Origin of the sequence: Streptococcus pluranimalium, from assembly GCF_047785705.1 — a bacterium.
GTDB lineage: Bacteria > Bacillota > Bacilli > Lactobacillales > Streptococcaceae > Streptococcus > Streptococcus pluranimalium_A.
Window position 1 is genome coordinate 1 of sequence record NZ_JBLOJV010000017.1, and the last position, 20,163, is coordinate 20,163.

General features: G+C 42.5%; 13 protein-coding genes and 1 pseudogene. 10 read left to right on the forward strand and 4 right to left on the reverse strand.

Annotated features, from left to right (window positions below; all coding sequences use genetic code 11):
* Positions 1-123: 123 nt before the first annotated feature.
* Together ACMZ6Z_RS05510 and tyrS are read right to left on the reverse strand one after the other, a co-directional pair.
* Positions 124-263: pseudogene (locus ACMZ6Z_RS05510) on the reverse strand (IS630 family transposase); the annotation flags it as partial.
* A gap of 432 nt (positions 264-695) precedes the next feature.
* Positions 696-1,952, reverse strand: a complete 1,257-nt coding sequence (gene tyrS / locus ACMZ6Z_RS05515; protein ID WP_416131608.1) for a tyrosine--tRNA ligase — start codon at positions 1,950-1,952, stop codon at positions 696-698.
* Between the two features lie 80 nt (positions 1,953-2,032).
* Between tyrS and pbp1b the strand changes: the two genes are divergently transcribed.
* The 3 genes from pbp1b to rpoC all read left to right on the forward strand — a co-directional run bounded on the left by pbp1b (position 2,033) and on the right by rpoC (position 12,221).
* Entirely contained in the window at positions 2,033-4,444 is a 2,412-nt protein-coding gene (gene pbp1b, locus ACMZ6Z_RS05520) for a penicillin-binding protein PBP1B (protein ID WP_416131636.1), read from the forward strand.
* Between the two features lie 449 nt (positions 4,445-4,893).
* Positions 4,894-8,463: a DNA-directed RNA polymerase subunit beta gene (rpoB, locus tag ACMZ6Z_RS05525; RefSeq protein WP_416131609.1), complete on the forward strand. Its 3,570-nt coding sequence runs from the start codon at positions 4,894-4,896 to the stop codon at positions 8,461-8,463.
* Positions 8,464-8,588: 125 nt separating this feature from the next.
* Positions 8,589-12,221 carry a DNA-directed RNA polymerase subunit beta' gene (gene rpoC / locus ACMZ6Z_RS05530; RefSeq protein ID WP_416131610.1) on the forward strand — a complete coding sequence of 1,211 codons (3,633 nt, stop codon included), beginning with the start codon at positions 8,589-8,591 and terminating at the stop codon, positions 12,219-12,221.
* Positions 12,222-12,307: 86 nt separating this feature from the next.
* Here the strand turns inward: rpoC and ACMZ6Z_RS05535 are convergent, their stop codons facing one another.
* Positions 12,308-13,153: a mechanosensitive ion channel family protein gene (locus ACMZ6Z_RS05535; RefSeq protein ID WP_416131611.1), complete on the reverse strand. Its 846-nt coding sequence runs from the start codon at positions 13,151-13,153 to the stop codon at positions 12,308-12,310.
* 309 nt (positions 13,154-13,462) lie between these two features.
* Here ACMZ6Z_RS05535 and tig point away from each other — a divergent pair, with 309 nt between their 5' ends.
* From tig to rpmH, 7 genes are all read left to right on the forward strand, one after another.
* The gene (tig, locus tag ACMZ6Z_RS05540) at positions 13,463-14,746 is read left to right on the forward strand and encodes a trigger factor (protein WP_416131612.1); all 1,284 of its coding nucleotides are present in this window, start codon (positions 13,463-13,465) and stop codon (positions 14,744-14,746) included.
* Between the two features lie 206 nt (positions 14,747-14,952).
* Positions 14,953-15,282 (forward strand): ribonuclease P protein component, encoded by a 330-nt coding sequence (gene rnpA / locus ACMZ6Z_RS05545; RefSeq protein ID WP_416131613.1) that lies wholly within the window; start codon positions 14,953-14,955, stop codon positions 15,280-15,282.
* A gap of 14 nt (positions 15,283-15,296) precedes the next feature.
* Positions 15,297-16,100 (forward strand): YidC/Oxa1 family membrane protein insertase, encoded by an 804-nt coding sequence (locus tag ACMZ6Z_RS05550; RefSeq protein ID WP_416131614.1) that lies wholly within the window; start codon positions 15,297-15,299, stop codon positions 16,098-16,100.
* Between the two features lie 13 nt (positions 16,101-16,113).
* Complete coding sequence (gene jag / locus ACMZ6Z_RS05555; protein WP_416131615.1) at positions 16,114-17,109, forward strand: RNA-binding cell elongation regulator Jag/EloR; 996 nt, start codon at positions 16,114-16,116, stop codon at positions 17,107-17,109.
* 371 nt (positions 17,110-17,480) lie between these two features.
* Positions 17,481-17,930 carry a LytTR family DNA-binding domain-containing protein gene (locus ACMZ6Z_RS05560; RefSeq protein WP_416131616.1) on the forward strand — a complete coding sequence of 150 codons (450 nt, stop codon included), beginning with the start codon at positions 17,481-17,483 and terminating at the stop codon, positions 17,928-17,930.
* Positions 17,931-17,941: 11 nt separating this feature from the next.
* Positions 17,942-18,331: a DUF3021 domain-containing protein gene (locus ACMZ6Z_RS05565; protein WP_416131617.1), complete on the forward strand. Its 390-nt coding sequence runs from the start codon at positions 17,942-17,944 to the stop codon at positions 18,329-18,331.
* 112 nt (positions 18,332-18,443) lie between these two features.
* Positions 18,444-18,578, forward strand: a complete 135-nt coding sequence (gene rpmH / locus ACMZ6Z_RS05570; RefSeq protein ID WP_000831903.1) for a 50S ribosomal protein L34 — start codon at positions 18,444-18,446, stop codon at positions 18,576-18,578.
* Positions 18,579-18,797: 219 nt separating this feature from the next.
* Here the strand turns inward: rpmH and ACMZ6Z_RS05575 are convergent, their stop codons facing one another.
* Positions 18,798-20,153 (reverse strand): MATE family efflux transporter, encoded by a 1,356-nt coding sequence (locus tag ACMZ6Z_RS05575; RefSeq protein WP_416131618.1) that lies wholly within the window; start codon positions 20,151-20,153, stop codon positions 18,798-18,800.
* Between the last annotated feature and the right edge of the window lie 10 nt (positions 20,154-20,163).

The window sequence follows — 20,163 nt, forward strand, 5'->3', positions numbered from 1 at the left end:
TAGTCTGCCTCAAGAGGAGTATTATCAGGTAGAGTTGTTGCTTAGTGGTCAGTGGTTCAAGGGACGTACGGCTTTATTGCGACGCTTGAGGACATTGGGGGAGTAGTTTTTGGGAAGTTATATTTAACTGAAACAAGAGACTGACAGAAGTACCTCAAGAAAAGTATTACCATTTGGTAATACTTTTCTTGAGGTGTTTTTCAATGTGTGCCCATTTTTTCTCTATGAGATTATACTTAGATGAGTGGTGGAAGGGGTAATAGGTACTTTTCACACCATTTCTTTTTCCTGGCTTAGCGCCTGTGACTTGGTGTTTAAGCTAACTTGTTTTATTTTTGAGTTTTAGTTATTCATAAATCGTATTTCAGGAGAGTTGAAAGGTTTCTGCTTCTTCTGAGACATTACCATTTTGGTCACAATAATCAAGAACTTTTTGTCGAAAATCTATTGAATAGAGCATGACAGTATCAAAACATAAGGTTTACCAAGGTTGCTTCAAGAGAGTATAAAATAGAGACTCACAAAACTGTGAATCTCCATTTTTTAGTCGAGAAAGATTTTTTTCTCAGGATAAACTGACTAACATTGGGACAAAAATCCTAATGCCGTTATTTTAGTTGAGTAAGTGGGATGTTTGAGAATGGCAATGAAGGATTGAAATGAGACTTTTAGATGGATTAGAAACTTTTGTTTGCTTAATAGGTAAGGACAAAATATCTCTTTTTACCACGACGGATAACGGTTAATTCATTGTCAATTTTATCATGATCATTGAGGTAATAGGCCAAATCTGTGATTCGCTCGCCGTTGAGATAAATACCACCATTTTGCACATCTTCTCGGGCTTGGCGTTTTGATGGCGAGATCCCTGCTTTGACGAGGATTTCAACGATGTTTAAGTCATCTTCGGCTTGGATGGCATAGTTGGGGACATTGCTTAGTCCTTGTTTTAATTCAGTTGCCGATAGGTTTTTGATATGACCAGCAAAGAGTTGCTCAGTAATGTTGAGTGCTTGTTCATACGCTTTTTCACCGTGAACTAGAGTGACAACCTCTTTTGCCAAGACTTTCTGTGCTAAGCGTTCGTGGCGTGCGGCGTTGAAGGTTTGCTCAATCGTAGCAATTTCTTCTAAAGATAAGAAGGTGAAAATCTTTAAGAAACGAACAGCGTCATCATCCATAACATTAAGCCAGAATTGGTACATCTCATAAGGAGAGGTTTTACGAGCATCAAGCCAGATAGCATTTCCTTCAGATTTTCCGAATTTTTTACCTGTAGCATCTGTAATCAGTGGGACTGTAATAACATGGCCGGCTTTATTTGCTTTACGGCGAAGCAGTTCAGTTCCAGCGGTCATGTTTCCCCACTGGTCAGATCCACCGATTTGAAGGGTAACCTGATGTTTTTGGTTCAACTCATAAAAGTCATAGCCTTGCATGATTTGGTAAGCAAATTCAGTGTATGAGATGCCAGTGTCAATTCTTTTTTTAACAGACTCTTTGCTCATCATATAGTTGACGGTGAAGTGTTTTCCGACGTCTCTTAGGAAATCAATAAAGCTGATAGCGCCAAACCAATCGTAGTTATTGACCATTTCGGCTTTGTTATCACCATTTTCAAAATCAAGGAGTCCAACTAACTGCCCTTGAATTTTCTCAACCCAACCATCAACAGTTCCTTTGGTTTGAAGGCTACGCTCTGTATCTTTGAAAGATGGGTCTCCAATGAGGCCTGTTGCTCCTCCAACCAAAGCAAAGGGTTTATGCCCGGCTAGCTGGAGGCGGCGGCTGGTCAAGATAGCCACTAAGTGACCCAAATGCAGGCTATCCGCAGTGGGATCATAACCGGTATAGAAAGAAACCGAACCTTCTGTCAGTGCTTTTTTAAGGGTCTCTTCATCGGTTGTTTGGAAGATTAAGCCTCTTGCTTTTAATTCTTCAAAAATAGTCATATGGTCTCCAAAAAGTTTTTGTGATAGGTTTCATTATATCAAAAATCTTTTGGGATATGCAAGCTATACAGAAGTTTGGTATAATGCTATTGAGGTATGTTATGTCTAAATTTAAGCAATATGTGAGCGTCTGGCTACAAAAAATAGAGAAACGTCTTTCGTTGAAAGGGTTAAGACACCAATCAGGAAAACCCATCAGTTCAAGAAGAGCTGCTGCAGATGGTTTTGCAATCGGTTTACGGATTGTGAAGTTATTATCGGATTTCATTTATGTCATGCTCTTGCTAGTGGCTATGCTGGGAGCTGGTCTAGGCTTTGGTTATTTGGCTAGTCAGATTGATGGTGTTAAAGTCCCTGATAAGGAGGCTCTTGTAAAACAGGTGGAGACTGGGACCTTGGTGTCACAGCTGTCTTACTCTGATGGCTCTTTGATTTCAGCTATTGATACTGATCTTTTGCGCACTCCTGTACCTAGTGAGGGGATTTCTGAGAACTTAAAAAATGCCATCATCGCAACGGAAGATGAAAACTTTAGAACACATCACGGGGTAGTGCCTAAGGCTGTTTTTAGGGCGCTTATGTCATCTCTTTTAGGGATTGGAGAGTCGAGTGGTGGTTCAACCTTGACGCAACAGTTGCTGAAGCAACAAATTTTAGGAGATGACCCCACATTTAAACGTAAGGCCAGAGAAATCATTTATGCGCTCTCCTTGGAAAAGGATATGGACAAAGATGCGATTTTGACCTCTTATTTGAACGTTTCGCCTTTTGGCAGGAATAACAGGGGGCAAAATATTGCAGGTGTCGAGGAGGCCGCTCAAGGGATTTTTGGAAAAACTGCTGCAGAATTGACTGTTCCACAAGCAGCCTTCATTGCTGGTTTGCCACAAAGCCCTATTGTTTATTCGCCCTACAATGGGGATGGACGCCTCAAGTCTGACGAGGATCTGGCTATTGGTCTTACGCGGGCAAGGAATGTACTTTATAATATGTATCGTGAGGGCTATCTGACTGAAGCGGAATATAAGTCCTATCAATCTTATGATTTGAAGCAAGATTTTATCGCCTCTGATACGGCAGTGGTTTCTAAGCATGATTATCTCTACTACTCTGTTATGGCAGAAGCAAAGCAAATCATGTATGATTATTTGGTGAAAACAGACGGTGTTTCGGCTCAGGATTTGAAAAATGATGCCACAAAGTTAGCTTATGAAGAGCGTGCTTTACAGGAGCTGCAAATGGGAGGCTACCAGGTCACAACAACTGTCAACAAAGCGATTTATACAGCTATGCAAGCAGCCGTTCATCAGTATGGTGGGCTTTTAGATGACGGTACTGGTCGTATAGAGGTTGGGAACGTTTTGCTGGACAATCAAACAGGTGCTGTACTTGGTTTTATTGGCGGTCGAGACTATGAAACGAATCAGAATAACCATGCCTTTGACACCTTGAGGTCACCAGGATCTGCTATAAAACCTTTAATTGCTTATGGTCCAGCGATTGATCAAGGCCTTATGGGGAGTGCCAGTATTTTATCCAACTACCCGACAACTTATTCTAGTGGTCAAAAGATCATGCACGTAGATGATGAAGGTACCGCTATGGTGACCCTTCAAGAAGCTCTAAACATTTCTTGGAATATTCCAGCCTTTTGGACTTATAAGTTATTGCGAGATAAAGGGGTTGATGTTGAATCCTACATGACTAAGATGGGTATTGCTATTCAAGAGTATGGCATTGAGAGTTTGCCACTTGGTGGTGGGATTGGCGTGTCTGCTAAGCAAATGGCAAATGCCTATCAAATGATTGCTAATAACGGTTCTTACCACCAGAGCTATATCGTTGATAAGATCACGACTCAGGACGGTCAAGTGATTTACCAGCATCATGCGGAGCCAAAACAGGTCTTTTCTAAGGCGACAGCGACCATTCTACAAGAGTTACTTCGTGGGCCACTGGATTCTGGTGCAACGACCCAGTTTAAAAATCGCTTAAAAGCGTTAAATGCTTCTTTGACGCAGAATGATTGGCTTGGTAAAACAGGAACAACCAACAATTATTCGGATGTTTGGTTAGTGGTTTCGACCCCAAGAATATCCTTGTCTTCGTGGGCAGGGCATGATAACAACGATTCCTTAGCCAAGATGACTGGTTATGATAATCACTCTCATTATTTGGCAAATCTTGTTAATGTCATCCATAAAGCAGAACCAAGTCTATTTGATAGTGGGCAGAGATTCTCACTTGATCCCAGTGTTATTAAATCAACGGTTAACAAGCAAACCGGTTTAAAACCTGGGACGGCATCGGACAATGGTCGACGCTATACCATAGAGGGCAACACGACAACAAGTTATTGGGCAAAAAATGGTGCGGGTGATATGACCTATCGCTTTGCGATTGGTGGCACAGATGGTGATTATCAAAAAGCCTGGAGCAGTATAACAGGCACAGACAATCAATCCGCTAAGACAGAGAAAAACGATCGCTGATAAGCTTGATTTTTAGAGGCATAGATGGTATAATAAAACTATCTATTTGACGTTTAATCACGGCTGAAATATTGTCCAGCCGTGGCATAAAGCAGTTAAGTCATACTTTAAGGAGTCCGATTTAGCTGCTCTTTTTGTGCCTGTTTTCGCTTTATTGACAAATTGTCATGAAGATTTAAAAATTCTGAAAATTGATTAAACATCATCCTTCTTGTGCTAAGCATTGTGTTTAGGACCCTGTATTTCTAAAGCTGATTTAACCAGTGACCGCGACTTTTGGTGCCATTCTAGGCAGATTTTTGTAGGCCTACTGACCGTATGGCTAGAAAAGCTAACGAACAACGGGCAATATCAGTTATGAATACAAGTTCTCATCATTGGTTAGCATGATTTGATCATCAAAACTCGAACGATTTTCGTTCATCACTCATTTGATAAAGGAGTAAGACTTGGCAGGACATGACGTTCAATACGGGAAACATCGTACCCGTCGTAGTTTTTCAAGAATCAAAGAAGTTCTTGAGTTACCTAACTTGATTGAAATTCAAACGGATTCATTCCGAGAATTTTTGGATAATGGTTTGCGTGAAGTATTTGAGGATGTGCTTCCGATCTCCAATTTCACAGATACCATGGAGTTGGAATTTATCGGTTATGAATTAAAAGAACCTAAGTATACGCTTGAAGAAGCGCGTGCTCATGATGCTCACTATTCGGTGCCTCTTTTTGTCACTTTTCGCCTGATCAACAAAGAGACTGGTGAAATTAAGACTCAAGAAGTCTTTTTCGGTGACCTTCCTCACATGACGGAAATGGGAACCTTCATCATTAACGGTGCTGAGCGTATCATTGTTTCTCAATTGGTTCGTTCACCTGGTGTGTATTTCAATGACAAGATTGATAAAAATGGTAAGGTTGGTTACGGATCGACCGTGATCCCTAATCGTGGTGCTTGGCTTGAGCTAGAGACCGATGCCAAAGATATTGCCTATACACGGATTGATCGCACCCGTAAGATTCCTTTCACGACCTTGGTTCGTGCACTTGGTTTTTCTGGTGATGATGAAATCATTGATATTTTTGGGGACGGTGATCTGGTTCGTCAGACTATCGAAAAGGACATTCACAAAAATCCCAATGATTCACGGACAGATGAGGCACTCAAAGAAATTTACGAACGCCTTCGTCCAGGTGAGCCTAAGACAGCTGATTCATCGCGTAGTTTATTAACAGCTCGCTTCTTCGACCCACGTCGTTATGACTTAGCTGCGGTTGGTCGCTATAAAATCAATAAGAAACTGAATGTTAAAACACGTCTTCTTGGTCAGACGATAGCAGAACATTTGATTGACAGTGAGACAGGAGAAATCCTTGTTGAAGCTGGTACAGAGATGACACGTGAGGTGATTGATAGCATAGCGGATCACTTGGATGGTGATTTGAATAAGTTTGTCTACACACCAAACGATTATGCGGTCGTGGTAGAGCCTGTTATCCTTCAAAAATTCAAAGTAGTTGCCCCAAATGATCCAGATCGTACGGTAACGATTGTTGGTAATGCCAATCCAGATGATAAGGTTCGTGCCTTGACACCGGCAGATGTTTTGGCTGAAATGTCTTATTTCCTAAACTTAGCTGACGGTATTGGAAAAGTGGATGACATTGACCATTTGGGAAATCGTCGTATCCGCGCTGTTGGTGAGTTATTGGCTAACCAGTTCCGTATTGGTCTTGCTCGTATGGAGCGTAATGTGCGAGAGCGCATGTCTGTTCAAGACAATGATGTGTTGACACCACAACAGATTATCAATATTCGTCCTGTAACAGCTGCGATTAAAGAGTTTTTCGGCTCTTCTCAGTTGTCACAGTTCATGGACCAGCATAACCCGCTCTCTGAATTATCTCACAAACGTCGTCTATCAGCCCTTGGACCTGGTGGTTTGACACGTGACCGTGCTGGTTATGAAGTGCGTGACGTGCATTATACCCACTATGGTCGTATGTGTCCGATTGAAACTCCTGAGGGACCAAACATTGGTTTGATCAATAACTTGTCTTCTTATGGTCATCTTAACAAATACGGTTTTATCCAAACCCCATACCGTCGTGTGGATCGTGCTACTGGTCAAGTGACGAATGAAATCGTTTGGTTAACTGCGGACGAAGAAGATGAATTTACTGTAGCTCAGGCTAATTCAAAACTCAACGAAGACGGTACTTTCGCTGAAGAAATCGTTATGGGTCGTCATCAAGGTGTTAACCAAGAATACCCCGCTCATTTGGTTGATTTCATGGACGTTTCTCCTAAACAAGTAGTTGCCGTTGCGACAGCCTGTATTCCTTTCTTGGAAAACGATGACTCTAACCGTGCCCTCATGGGTGCCAACATGCAACGTCAGGCAGTGCCATTGATAAATCCTCAAGCACCTTATGTCGGTACTGGTATGGAATATCAAGCGGCTCACGACTCAGGAGCTGCGATTATTGCGCAGCATGCTGGTAAAGTTATCTCCTCAGATGCTGAAACAGTTGAAGTCCGTCGTGAAGACGGCTCCTTAGACGTTTATCACGTGACAAAATTCCGTCGTTCAAACTCAGGAACTGCTTACAACCAACGCACACTTGTTAAAGTTGGTGATATGGTTGAAAACGGTGATTTCATCGCTGACGGTCCTTCTATGGAAAAAGGTGAGATGGCACTCGGTCAAAACCCAATCGTCGCTTACATGACCTGGGAAGGCTATAACTTTGAGGATGCCGTTATCATGTCTGAACGTCTGGTGAAAGAGGATGTCTACACCTCGGTTCACTTGGAAGAGTTTGAGTCAGAAACACGCGATACCAAATTAGGCCCTGAAGAGATTACCAGAGAGATTCCAAACGTTGGTGAGGAAGCTCTCAAAGAACTTGATGAGATGGGGATTATCCGTATTGGTGCTGAGGTAAAAGAAGGAGATATTCTTGTTGGTAAGGTAACCCCTAAGGGAGAGAAAGACTTATCAGCTGAAGAGCGTCTCTTGCACGCTATCTTTGGAGATAAATCACGTGAAGTACGTGATACATCACTTCGTGTTCCTCACGGTGGTGATGGTATCGTTCGTGATGTCAAAATCTTTACACGCGCCAATGGCGATGAGTTGCAGTCGGGTGTCAACATGCTTGTGCGTGTCTACATCGCTCAAAAACGTAAAATCAAGGTCGGGGATAAAATGGCCGGTCGTCACGGGAATAAGGGTGTCGTTTCACGTATTGTTCCAGTAGAAGATATGCCCTACCTACCAGATGGTACACCTGTCGATATTATGCTTAACCCTCTAGGGGTACCATCTCGTATGAATATCGGTCAGGTTATGGAGCTTCACTTGGGGATGGCTGCGCGTAACTTGGGTATTCACATTGCCACACCAGTCTTTGACGGGGCCTCTTCTGAGGATCTTTGGGCAACGGTTGAAGAAGCAGGTATGGATAGCGATGCCAAGACGGTTCTTTATGATGGACGAACTGGTGAGCCATTTGATAACCGTGTATCCGTTGGTGTCATGTACATGATCAAATTGCACCACATGGTTGATGATAAACTGCATGCCCGTTCAGTCGGCCCTTACTCACTGGTTACCCAACAGCCACTTGGTGGTAAAGCACAGTTTGGTGGACAACGTTTTGGTGAGATGGAGGTTTGGGCTCTTGAAGCTTATGGTGCGTCCAACGTTCTTCAAGAAATCTTGACCTACAAGTCAGATGATGTCACAGGTCGTCTCAAAGCCTATGAAGCTATTACTAAGGGTAAACCGATTCCAAAACCTGGTGTTCCAGAGTCTTTCCGTGTCCTTGTGAAGGAGCTACAATCACTAGGTCTTGACATGCGTGTCCTTGATGAAGATGATATCGAAGTGGAACTTCGTGACCTTGATGAAGGTGAAGATGATGACGTAATGCACGTTGACGATCTTGAAAAAGCGCGTGAGAAACAGGCTAAAGAATCTGCTGAATTGGCAGAGGCAGCAGCTGAAGATAACTAAACTACTGACATAAAACGATTAGATTTAGACAGTTGCTCCAAATCTAAAAAGTGGTTGCGACGTCAGGGGCTGGGTTTTCACTAGCCTTGATGACGTCATATTGATAATGAAGAAAGGTACTATTAGTGGTTGACGTAAATCGTTTTAAAAGTATGCAAATCACATTAGCTTCACCAAGTAAGGTCCGCTCATGGTCTTATGGTGAGGTTAAAAAACCTGAAACCATCAACTATCGTACATTAAAACCAGAACGTGAAGGGCTATTTGATGAGGTCATCTTTGGTCCTACAAAAGACTGGGAGTGTGCGTGTGGTAAATACAAACGTATCCGTTATAAAGGCATCGTCTGTGACCGTTGTGGTGTTGAAGTAACACGTGCCAAAGTGCGTCGTGAACGCATGGGACATATTGAGTTGAAAGCTCCTGTGTCACATATTTGGTATTTCAAAGGCATCCCATCTCGTATGGGGCTGGCTCTTGGCATGAGTCCTCGCGCTCTTGAGGAAATCATTTACTTCGCAGCCTATGTCGTTATTGACCCTATGGATACACCACTTGAGGCAAAATCGCTTTTGACTGAGCGTGGTTATCGTGAAAAACTTCAAGAGTATGGCTATGGCTCATTCCTTGCTAAAATGGGAGCTGAGGCTATCCAAGATCTTCTGAAGCGTTTGAATTTAGAAGATGAAATTGCCGCACTCAAGGAAGAACTTAAATCAGCCTCTGGTCAAAAACGGATTAAGGCTGTTCGTCGATTGGATGTTTTGGACGCTTTCCACAAGTCGGGCAATAAACCTGAGTGGATGGTGCTCAATATCCTACCAGTCATTCCGCCAGATCTTCGTCCGATGGTTCAGTTGGACGGTGGTCGTTTTGCAGCATCTGACCTTAACGACCTCTACCGTCGCGTCATCAACCGTAACAACCGTTTAGCACGTCTTTTGGAGCTTAACGCCCCTGGTATCATCGTTCAAAATGAAAAACGGATGCTCCAAGAAGCGGTTGATGCTTTGATTGACAATGGTCGTCGTGGTCGTCCGATTACAGGCCCTGGTGGTCGTCCTTTGAAATCGTTAAGCCACATGCTTAAAGGAAAACAAGGGCGTTTCCGTCAAAACTTGCTTGGTAAGCGTGTCGACTTTTCCGGTCGTTCCGTTATCGCCGTAGGTCCAACACTTAAAATGTACCAATGTGGTGTGCCGCGTGAAATGGCGATTGAGCTTTTCAAACCTTTCGTGATGCGTGAAATCGTTGCCCGCGACTATGCTGGTAACGTCAAAGCTGCTAAGCGCATGGTTGAACGTGGTGACGAGCGTATCTGGGACATTTTAGAAGAGGTGATCAAAGAACACCCAGTTCTTTTGAACCGTGCCCCTACCCTTCACCGTTTGGGAATCCAAGCCTTTGAGCCAGTCCTTATCGATGGTAAAGCCCTTCGTCTTCACCCACTCGTGTGTGAGGCCTATAATGCCGACTTTGACGGGGACCAAATGGCGATTCACGTGCCTCTTTCTGAAGAAGCACAAGCAGAAGCGCGTCTGTTGATGCTTGCGGCAGAACACATCCTTAATCCTAAAGATGGAAAACCTGTTGTTACACCATCTCAGGACATGGTTTTGGGGAACTACTACCTCACCATGGAGGATGCTGGTCGTGAAGGTGAAGGCATGATCTTCAAGGACCGTGATGAAGCTGTCATGGCTTATCAAAATGGCTATGTTCATTTGCATTCACGTGTTGGTATTGCTGTTGACAGTATGCCAAACAAACCTTGGAAAGAAAACCAACTTCACAAAATCATGGTGACAACGGTTGGTAAAATCCTTTTTAATGATGTGATCCCAACTGAAATTCCCTATCTTCAAGAGCCAAACAATGCTAACTTGACGGATGGAACACCAGATAAATACTTCTTAGAGCCAGGTCAGGCTATTCAGCCAGTCATTGATTCACTGGATCTTAATGAGCCGTTTAAGAAGAAAAATCTTGGTAATATCATTGCTGAAACCTTCAAGCGTCTTCGTACGACTGAAACATCAGCCTTCCTTGACCGTCTCAAAGACCTCGGTTACTATCATTCGACCCTTGCTGGTTTGACAGTTGGTATTGCTGACATCCCAGTTATTGATAACAAGGCTGAAATCATTGACGCAGCTCATCAACGTGTGGAAGATATTAACAAAGCCTTCCGTCGTGGTTTGATGACTGAAGATGATCGTTATATCGCGGTGACAACCACTTGGCGTGAAGCTAAAGAAGCTCTTGAGAAACGCTTGATTGAAACTCAAGATCCTAAGAACCCTATCGTTATGATGATGGACTCAGGAGCTCGTGGTAATATCTCTAACTTCTCTCAACTTGCTGGTATGCGTGGTTTGATGGCTGCTCCTAACGGACGCATCATGGAACTTCCAATCTTGTCTAACTTCCGTGAAGGTTTGACCGTTTTGGAGATGTTCTTCTCAACTCACGGTGCACGTAAAGGGATGACCGATACAGCCCTTAAAACAGCTGACTCGGGTTACCTGACTCGTCGTTTGGTTGACGTTGCCCAAGATGTGATCATTCGTGAAGATGACTGTGGAACAGACCGTGGCTTGACCATTACAGCTATCACAGATGGTAAAGAAGTAACCGAAACGCTTGAAGAGCGTCTTCAAGGCCGTTACACGAAAAGATCGGTTAAAAATCCAATCACTGGTGAAACTATCATCGGTCCAAATACACTCATTACTGATGATAAGGCTGCTGAAATTGTAGCTGCTGGTGTTGAAGAAGTAACAATCCGCTCGGTATTCACATGTAATACTCGTCATGGTGTCTGCCGTCATTGTTATGGTATCAACTTAGCAACTGGTGATGCGGTTGAGGTTGGTGAAGCAGTTGGTACAATTGCTGCGCAATCTATCGGTGAGCCAGGGACCCAGCTTACCATGCGTACCTTCCATACCGGGGGTGTGGCTTCCAACACTGATATTACTCAGGGTCTTCCGCGTATCCAAGAGATTTTTGAAGCACGTAACCCTAAAGGGGAAGCTGTGATTACAGAGGTTAAAGGTACTGTTATTGAAATCGAAGAAGATGCAGCAACACGTACTAAGAAGGTCTATGTTCAAGGTAAGACAGGTATGGGAGAGTATGTCGTTCCTTACACAGCCCGTATGAAAGTTGACGTGGGTGACGAGATTGCCCGCGGTGCAGCACTTACAGAAGGATCCATCCAACCCAAACGTCTCCTTGAGGTTCGTGATACCCTTTCTGTGGAAACCTACCTTCTAGCTGAGGTTCAAAAAGTTTACCGTAGCCAAGGGGTAGAAATCGGTGACAAACACGTTGAGGTAATGGTTCGCCAGATGCTTCGTAAAGTGCGTATTATGGATCCAGGTGACACAGATCTTCTTCCAGGAACATTGATGGACATCTCTGATTTCACAGATGCCAATAAAGACATTGTCATTTCTGGTGGTATTCCAGCGACCTCTCGTCCAGTGCTTATGGGGATCACCAAAGCCTCACTTGAGACCAACTCCTTCTTGTCTGCGGCTTCCTTCCAGGAAACAACGCGTGTCCTTACAGATGCAGCTATCCGCGGTAAGAAAGACCATCTTCTTGGACTGAAAGAAAATGTTATCATCGGGAAAATCATCCCAGCAGGTACTGGTATGGCACGTTACCGTAACATTGAACCACAAGCTGTTAATGAAGTGGAAATCATTGATGAACCAGAAACATCAGAAGAAACGCTTGTGACAGAATAATCAAAACCTCGAAAGTCTAGTAGGCTTTCGAGGTTTGGTTTTTTGTATTGTCTCAAAGTTTTGGGAGCTAAAAAACTCATAGCAAATCATATCGACTTTTTCACGGGAGCGACGGCAGGTGTTGGAAGGATAATGCCAGCGTCAAGCAATGCTTTTTGATAATGCTTAAAAAAGATAGGAGGTATTTTTAGCTGGCTATCATTTTCGACCATCAGATGGATTCGAAAGACCAGTTGGTTAGCGGCATTATTAACAACACCAAAAATATGAGGTTCTTTGACAACGGCGGGATGATTGGGGAGTTGTTCTTGGTTAACCTTCTTAACAATGGCTGTTAGTTGGTCTAAGTCAACATCAGCATAGATGGGAATATCAACTTTGGCTCTTAAAAAACCACGGGATTGATTGCTGACGGTTGTGATGTTGCGATTGGGGATAAAGTGCAAAACGCCGTCCCAATCTCTGATCTGTGTGGTTCTGATCCCCACGTTAGACACGGTTCCTGATAAGGTTCCTACTTCGACAAACTCTCCGACATCAAATTGATTTTCCAATAAAATAAAGAAACCATTGACAACGTCGGATAAAAATCCTTGTGCGCCAAGACCGATAGCAACACCAGCAATTCCAGCACCAGCGAGTAAGCTCGATACCGGAACGCCTAAGATGGTCAAAATCCAGTAAAGCAAGAAAAAGTACATGGCATAACTGATGCCGTTGTAGATCAGTTTGGTCAAGGTATGCTTTCTTAGGGGCCTTTGATTAGCGATGAGAGGCGCTTTAGTGATAGCCCGATTAAAGAGATAGTCGACGCCTTTTTTGATGAGGAAAAAGGCTATGATCAAAAGGCTTATAGAGATGGCCTTAGAAAAAGTAGAGAAGATGAGTTGATTGATTTGGAGGTTATTCCAATAGTTGTTAAGTATAGTCATACTCTTATTTTACTAAAAAAAGGTTATTTTTAACAGATGCTAGACTGATTTTTTTGTGTTTGAGTGATGATTATCTTGAGATGATAGATATTTTTTGTCAAGAGGTAGTCAGGGATAACGATGATAAAAGCTGGTTTGGCACTTTTTAATAGACGAAGATGACATCGTGGTCGGTGTTCAACGATTAGTCATCGCCAGGTGAGCTTGTTATTTGGCTTATGCCTGCCGAAAATCCAATAAAAAACTTTAATTACTGACTTAAATATGGTAAACTAAGTTGTACTAATAAGTTTAAGGAGAAACGACTTAATGTCTACATCATTTGAAAACAAATCAACTAACCGTGGTGTGATCACATTCACTATCGGTCAAGACAAGATCAAACCAGCCCTTGATAAGGCTTTTAATAAGATTAAAAAAGACGTGAGTGCACCAGGTTTTCGTAAAGGACACATGCCTCGTGCAATTTTTAACCAGCGTTTTGGAGAGGAAGCACTTTACGAGGATGCTTTAAATATCATCCTACCAGAAGCATACGAAGCAGCTGTTGCTGAGTTGGGTCTTGACGTTGTTGCCCAACCAAAAATTGATGTGAAATCAATGGATAAAGGCCAAGATTGGGAAATCTTAGCTGAAGTCGTGACCAAGCCAGAAGTGAAGTTGGGAGACTACAAAAATCTTGCCGTTTCAGTCGAAGCATCTAAGGAAGTATCAGAGGATGAAGTGACTGAAAAGATTGAACGCGAACGTCTCAACCTTGCTGAACTTGTTGTCAAAGAAGACGCAGCTGAAAAAGGTGATACTGTTGTGATTGACTTCCTTGGTTCGGTAGACGGTGTCGCATTTGACGGTGGTAAAGGTGACAACTTTGCGCTTGAACTGGGTTCAGGTCAGTTTATTCCAGGTTTTGAAGACCAACTCATTGGCTCAAAAGCAGGTGATCAAGTGGATGTCAACGTTACCTTCCCAGAAGATTACCAAGCAGAAGACCTTGCAGGTAAAGATGCTCTCTTTGTGACAACTGTTCATGAAGTTAAGGCTAAAGAAGTCCCTGAGCTTGACGATGAGCTTGCAAAAGATATCGATGAAGAAGTGGAAACGCTTGATGAGTTGAAAGCGAAGTACCGTAAGGAATTGGAAGCAGCTAAGGCGATTGCTTATGATGATGCTCTTGAAGGAGCAGCTATTGAGCTTGCGGTTGACAATGCTGAAATCGTTGAATTGCCTGAAGAAATGGTTCATGATGAAGCTCACCGTGCGATGAATGAATTTATGGGGAACATGCAACGCCAAGGCATCTCACCAGACATGTACTTCCAGTTGACAGGAACCAGCAAAGAAGATCTTCACAAGCAATACGAAGCCGACGCGGACAAACGCGTTAAGACAAACCTTGTTATTGAAGCAATTGCTAAGGCAGAAGGCTTTGAGGCTTCGGAAGCAGAAATCGAACAAGAAATCACTGACCTTGCCAACGAATATAACATGGAAGTAGAGCAAGTCCGCTCACTTCTCTCACCAGACATGCTCAAGCATGATATTGCGATGAAAAAAGCAGTTGAAGTAATCACAAGTTCAGCTAAAGTAAACTAATCAACAGATTGTATCCAAACTAGCGAGAGCTTTTATGAGCTGATCTCGTCAATCATGTGGTTAGAGAATCAAAGAATGGTTTCATTTCTTGATTCACTATTACCCTAAAATAAGTTATATCATAATAAAGTCAATAGTCGCAAGGCTTTTGGCTTTTTTGATGATTTTTGATATAATAGGGAGAATACAGATATTTGGAGTTCACTTTGAAAAAATCATATCGTGTTAAAAGTGAGAAGGATTTTCAGGCTCTCTTTAGCAAAGGAAAAAGTTATGCCAACCGGAAGTTCGTTATTTACCGGCTAGCAAAAGAACAGCCACACTATCGCCTTGGTTTATCGGTCAGCAAAAAACTTGGCAATGCTGTGACACGTAATCTGATCAAGAGGCGTTTGAGGCATATTGTGATGGCGCTTGATTTGAAAGATTGTCATCATGATATTGTGATTATTGCCCGTAAGGGTGTCGAAGGCTTAACTTATCAAGAAATGAAATCCAATCTTATCCACGTCCTAAAGATTGCAGACTTACTATAAAGAAGGATAAACAAGTGAAAAAGAAACGTCATTTTTTGGGAATGGCTGGTATAGCCCTTCTCCTACTAACAGCATGTGGCACAAGTCAGGTGACCAGCTCATCAAAAGGCTTTTGGCATCAACTGATCTACCTCTTTGCAGAGATGATTCGCTTCCTTGGTTTTGGAGGTTCGATTGGTCTAGGGATTGTATTATTTACCTTGGTCATTCGCCTAATCTTGATGCCGCTCTATCACATGCAGCTCAAGTCCAGCCAAAAAATGCAAGAATTGCAGCCGGAGTTACGTGACCTACAGCGTCGCTATCCAGGACCAGATAATCGTATGAAATTGGCTGAGGAGAGTCAGGCGCTTTATCAAAAGTATGATGTTAATCCCTATGCCTCCCTCATGCCTTTGTTGGTACAATTACCGATTTTAATGGCCTTATACCAAGCTTTAAGTCGCGTGTCCTTCCTCAAAGAAGGTCAATTTCTCTGGGTGAGTTTAGCTGAGCGTGATCCGTATTTTATCTTACCAGTACTTGCAGCACTCTTTACCTTCTTATCCACATGGCTGACGAATAAGGCTGCTAAAGAGTCAAACATCACCCTAACCATGATGACCTATCTCATGCCAGTGTTGATTTTGGTTATGGGTGCTAATTTAGCAAGTGGTATTGCCCTATACTGGACGGTGTCGAACGCTTTTCAAGTAGTGCAAATATTGCTCTTAAATAATCCTTTCAAAGTCATTGCTGAGCGTCAACGCTTGGAAAATGAAGAGAGAGAGCGTCTAGCCAAGATAAGACGAGCTAAGAAAAGAGCACGCAAAAAGTAATAAGGAGATAAAAGTGGCTATATTTACAGGTAAAAACGTCGAAGACGCGATTGAAAATGGCTTAAACAAGCTTGGGATTCCTCGTTTGAAAGCACGTATCACAGTCATTTCCAAAGAGAAAAAAGGCTTTCTAGGATTTGGTAAAAAACCTGCTCAGGTTGAGGTCTCCAGCTTAGAAGATGCCCAAGCATCAGATAAAAAAGCCAGTAGTGTAACCAGTATTTTTAAAGAACGTCCAAAGTCAACGACTGAATTGGACCAAAAGTCTCTGCTTGGTGGCAGCAATCTAGAAACGACCTCAAGCGATAGTGCAGCTGATGAGCTAGAGCTAGAAAAGCCAGCTGATACATCTGACGTGGCCTCACCCAAAGAGAAGTCACACGTCACAGAAATATCCGACGGTCTTCTCATCGTTGAGGAGTCGCCCGCTCAGGATAAAACCACTTCAGAGACATCAGAGGAGTCAAGGGTTGATGAGTCTTTGGAGCCATCCGTCGTATCAGGATCCTCATTAGATGTAGATGTTGACGAGCAATCATCGGACTCTAAGGAGCAATCAGATCAGGCTGCTTTGCAGGTGACAACTTATGTTCAAACGATACTTGATGAGATGGATGTCGAAGCCAGTATTACTGTAGCGGTGCATCGTCGTCGGATTAACCTACAAATCGAAACTAACGAACCTGGTCGTGTGATTGGCTATCATGGCAAAGTGTTAAAAGCCCTACAATTATTGGCGCAAAATTATTTGCATGACCGTTATTCACGCTACTATACCGTATCAATCAATGTGCATGATTATGTAGAACATCGCACGGAGGCACTGATTGAGTTTAGCCATAAAATGGCAGACCGTGTCTTGGAGTCTGGTCAACCTTTTCAGATGGATCCAATGAGTAACAGTGAGCGTAAGGTCGTTCATAGAGCCATCTCACAGCTAGAAGGTGTCACATCCTACTCTGAAGGTGATGACCCCAATCGTTATGTGGTTGTGACGGTATCAGACTAGTATTTATCTAGCTGAGAATGGGAGAACTCCCCTGACACTTAGTTGATTTTGATGGTGTTAGACTATCTCGCTAGTTTTCATAGAACACCATAACAAGGCTAGGATATTTCATCCCAGCCTTTTTTAAATAGACTCGTGGAAAAGCCTTACAAGAGATGGGAACCAATAAATATGTCATTGTTTGACGTTGGTCTTCAATGAAAGGGGTTATCAGTGCTACTGTCTACCAGTCAATAACCACTTAGGATAGCATTTTAACCACTTAGCGAAATCTTGATCACAAGTGTGATGATTTTTGCTATGATAATAGTAAGCGAAGACGTCTCGCGAAATGGTAAAGGAGGAAGGGCTCAAGTAGAGCTTGATGACAAATGAAATGGCTATTTAAAGAAGATAAAAACCAGCAAGAACTGGTCATTGCTATTCGTAAAGCCTCTTATGATCAAGAGGTATCGGATATGGTTAGTTATCTGGAAAATTTTCAAAAACTGACACCTGATATCTTACCGGTAAAATCAGGGGATCAGATCCAGTTACTCAAAGTGGCAGACCTGATCTTGATCACTGTTGATGAGAATTACCTCATTTTGACGGGGCGTTTTGGGGAAATCCGTACTCGCCTCAGGCTTTATCAGCTGATGGATAGGCTGAATAACCCAGATTTTATTCAAGTCTCCAAACAAACGGTTCTTAATATCAATTATTTGGAGTATTTGGAAGCTAGCTTTTCTGGCAATATGACAGCCTTTTTAAAAGGCAAGCATCAGACGACCGTTAGTCGTCGCTATCTGAAACAATTAGAAAACCGTTTAGGGATATAGGAGATAAACAAATGAAAAAATATGTTGATTTCTGGATGTATGGTGTTGGTATTGGGATGTTTTGGTACTTACTGGCGCTTCTTTTTTGGAGAGTGGAGGGTCAAGGCGTTAGTCAAATTTTGGTCACAGCGATTGGTTCAGGTTTCATGGGACTCTCAGCTCGTATTTATGAAAGCGATAACCGTCCTCCTTTACAGACCTCTCTCTTACATTTTGTGATGATTTTAAGCATTGTCCTAGTGATGAACAGTCTTAATGGTTGGCTAGAATGGTCAAATCTATCACGATTGGCTGCTTTCTTTCTTCAATTTACTGTGATTTATGCAATTATTTGGGTCGTTATTTATGCTATTGAAAAACATAAAGTAGCTCGTATCAATGAAAATTTACGAAAAAAATAAGATAACCTTGACAGATAGCCCTATTTATTATAGAATATTAAAGTATGTTTAGTAATTGATATCACAATTAGCCGGCTAAACGAATACGAAAATCTATGAGGAGGTATTCACTGTGAAACGTACTTATCAACCAAGTAAAATTCGTCGTCAACGCAAACACGGATTCCGTCACCGTATGTCTACTAAAAATGGCCGTCGTGTGCTCGCAAGCCGTCGTCGTAAAGGGCGTAAAGTCTTGTCAGCTTAATAGCTAGCAAGTTAATCAAAACAAAAACCAGAAGTGCTCGAGACTTCTGGTTTTTTATGTTGAGAAATTGGAACAAAGATCCAAATATCGAAATGGTTTTAAATCCTTTATCAAAGTGAGTCAACGATATGTTCTTGTGATGGTTAGAGACTAGGAGCTCTAGGTGGAATCAATCATTTTACACTACTTGTCCTAGTAAGAGCTTGAGAGTTTAACCTTTTAGGAATTAGAGATGGTTAGTTCACTTTCTTTTTCTTTCAGTTTTTGTCTCATCATGATACTGGTTGGTAAAAGAATGAGAAGGGCTCCCGTCCATGCGGCTGGGTTGGAGGCTGCAATACCATTAAACCCAAAGTAGGTGGATCCTACAGTAGCCACACCTGCTCGCATGACTAATTCCATAATACCTGCTAGGGTAGGGGCTAGACCTTTTCCAAGGCCTTGGATAAAGCTACGAAGGACAAAAATGGTCGCTAAAATCCAGTATAGGGCACCATTGATCACATAGTAAGACAAGGCGAGGTCGTAGACAGCCTGACTACCATCTGAGAGAAAGAGACTGCTAAAGAAACGGTTGAAAAGAATCAGCAAGGCAGCAAAGGTAATAGCCCAAAAAATCGCAATTAGGATGGTTCGATAAAGTCCCTGCAAGATGCGTGTGTAGGCCTTAGCACCGTAATTTTGGGCTGTAAAGGTTGATATGGCAAGTCCTAGGTTAATCATAGGAAGCATGGCTAGCTGATCTGTTTTGGTAGCAATAGCTTGTGCTGCAATAGCATCTGTGCCTAACTGGTTAAGATTGATTTGGAGGATAATAGCCCCAATAGCGATAATACTGAACTGAAAACCCATGGGGAAACCAAGTTTAGCATGCTTTTTGAGATTTTCCTTATCAAGGCGCCAATCAGACCATTTCAGACGACAATAAGGAACTTTTCGATAAAGATAAACAGCTAAAAAAAGCACTGAAAATGCTTGAGCAATAATAGTTGCCAAACCAGCGCCGAAAACGCCCAAATGATAGTTTAAGATAAACACAAAATCCAGGACAACGTTGATGACACTGGCAATGATTAAGGCGACTAACGGTGTCTTAGCATTCCCCAAACTTCTCAAGACATTGGAGAGATAATTAAAGAAGATGGTAAAAATCATGCCACTATAGATAACGCTCAAGAATTTCTGGGCATGATCGATGAGATTGTCAGGTGTTTGCATCAATTCAAGGCTAGGTCTTAAAAAGCTCAAAGCTAGTCCTGTCAAGATGAGGCTGGTCATCAGTGCAAAAAAGACACCATGAACGAAACTTTGTCGAATGCCTGCCTCGTCTTTGGCACCGAAGGTTTGAGCGATGATGATCGTCAGACCTGCCGTAAGCCCCTGAGCAAAGCCAAGGATTAGAAAGGTCAAACTACCTGTCGCACCGACACTGGCAAAGGCTTCTTTCCCTAGGGTTTGACCAACGATAATACTATCAGCAAAGTTATAGGCCAGCTGAAAAAAACTCCCAATCAACAGAGGAATGGTAAAAAAGAGGATGACCTTTAGAGGATTTCCCTTGGTTAAATCTTGCATGTAATCTCCT

Coding starts and splice junctions, on each gene's coding strand:
- tyrS (WP_416131608.1), bottom strand. CDS start 1,952: ATGACTATTTTTGAAGAATTAAAAGCAAGAGGCTTAATCTTCCAAACA.
- ACMZ6Z_RS05535 (WP_416131611.1), bottom strand. CDS start 13,153: ATGACTATACTTAACAACTATTGGAATAACCTCCAAATCAATCAACTC.
- tig (WP_416131612.1), top strand. CDS start 13,463: ATGTCTACATCATTTGAAAACAAATCAACTAACCGTGGTGTGATCACA.
- ACMZ6Z_RS05560 (WP_416131616.1), top strand. CDS start 17,481: ATGAAATGGCTATTTAAAGAAGATAAAAACCAGCAAGAACTGGTCATT.
- ACMZ6Z_RS05565 (WP_416131617.1), top strand. CDS start 17,942: ATGAAAAAATATGTTGATTTCTGGATGTATGGTGTTGGTATTGGGATG.
- ACMZ6Z_RS05575 (WP_416131618.1), bottom strand. CDS start 20,153: ATGCAAGATTTAACCAAGGGAAATCCTCTAAAGGTCATCCTCTTTTTT.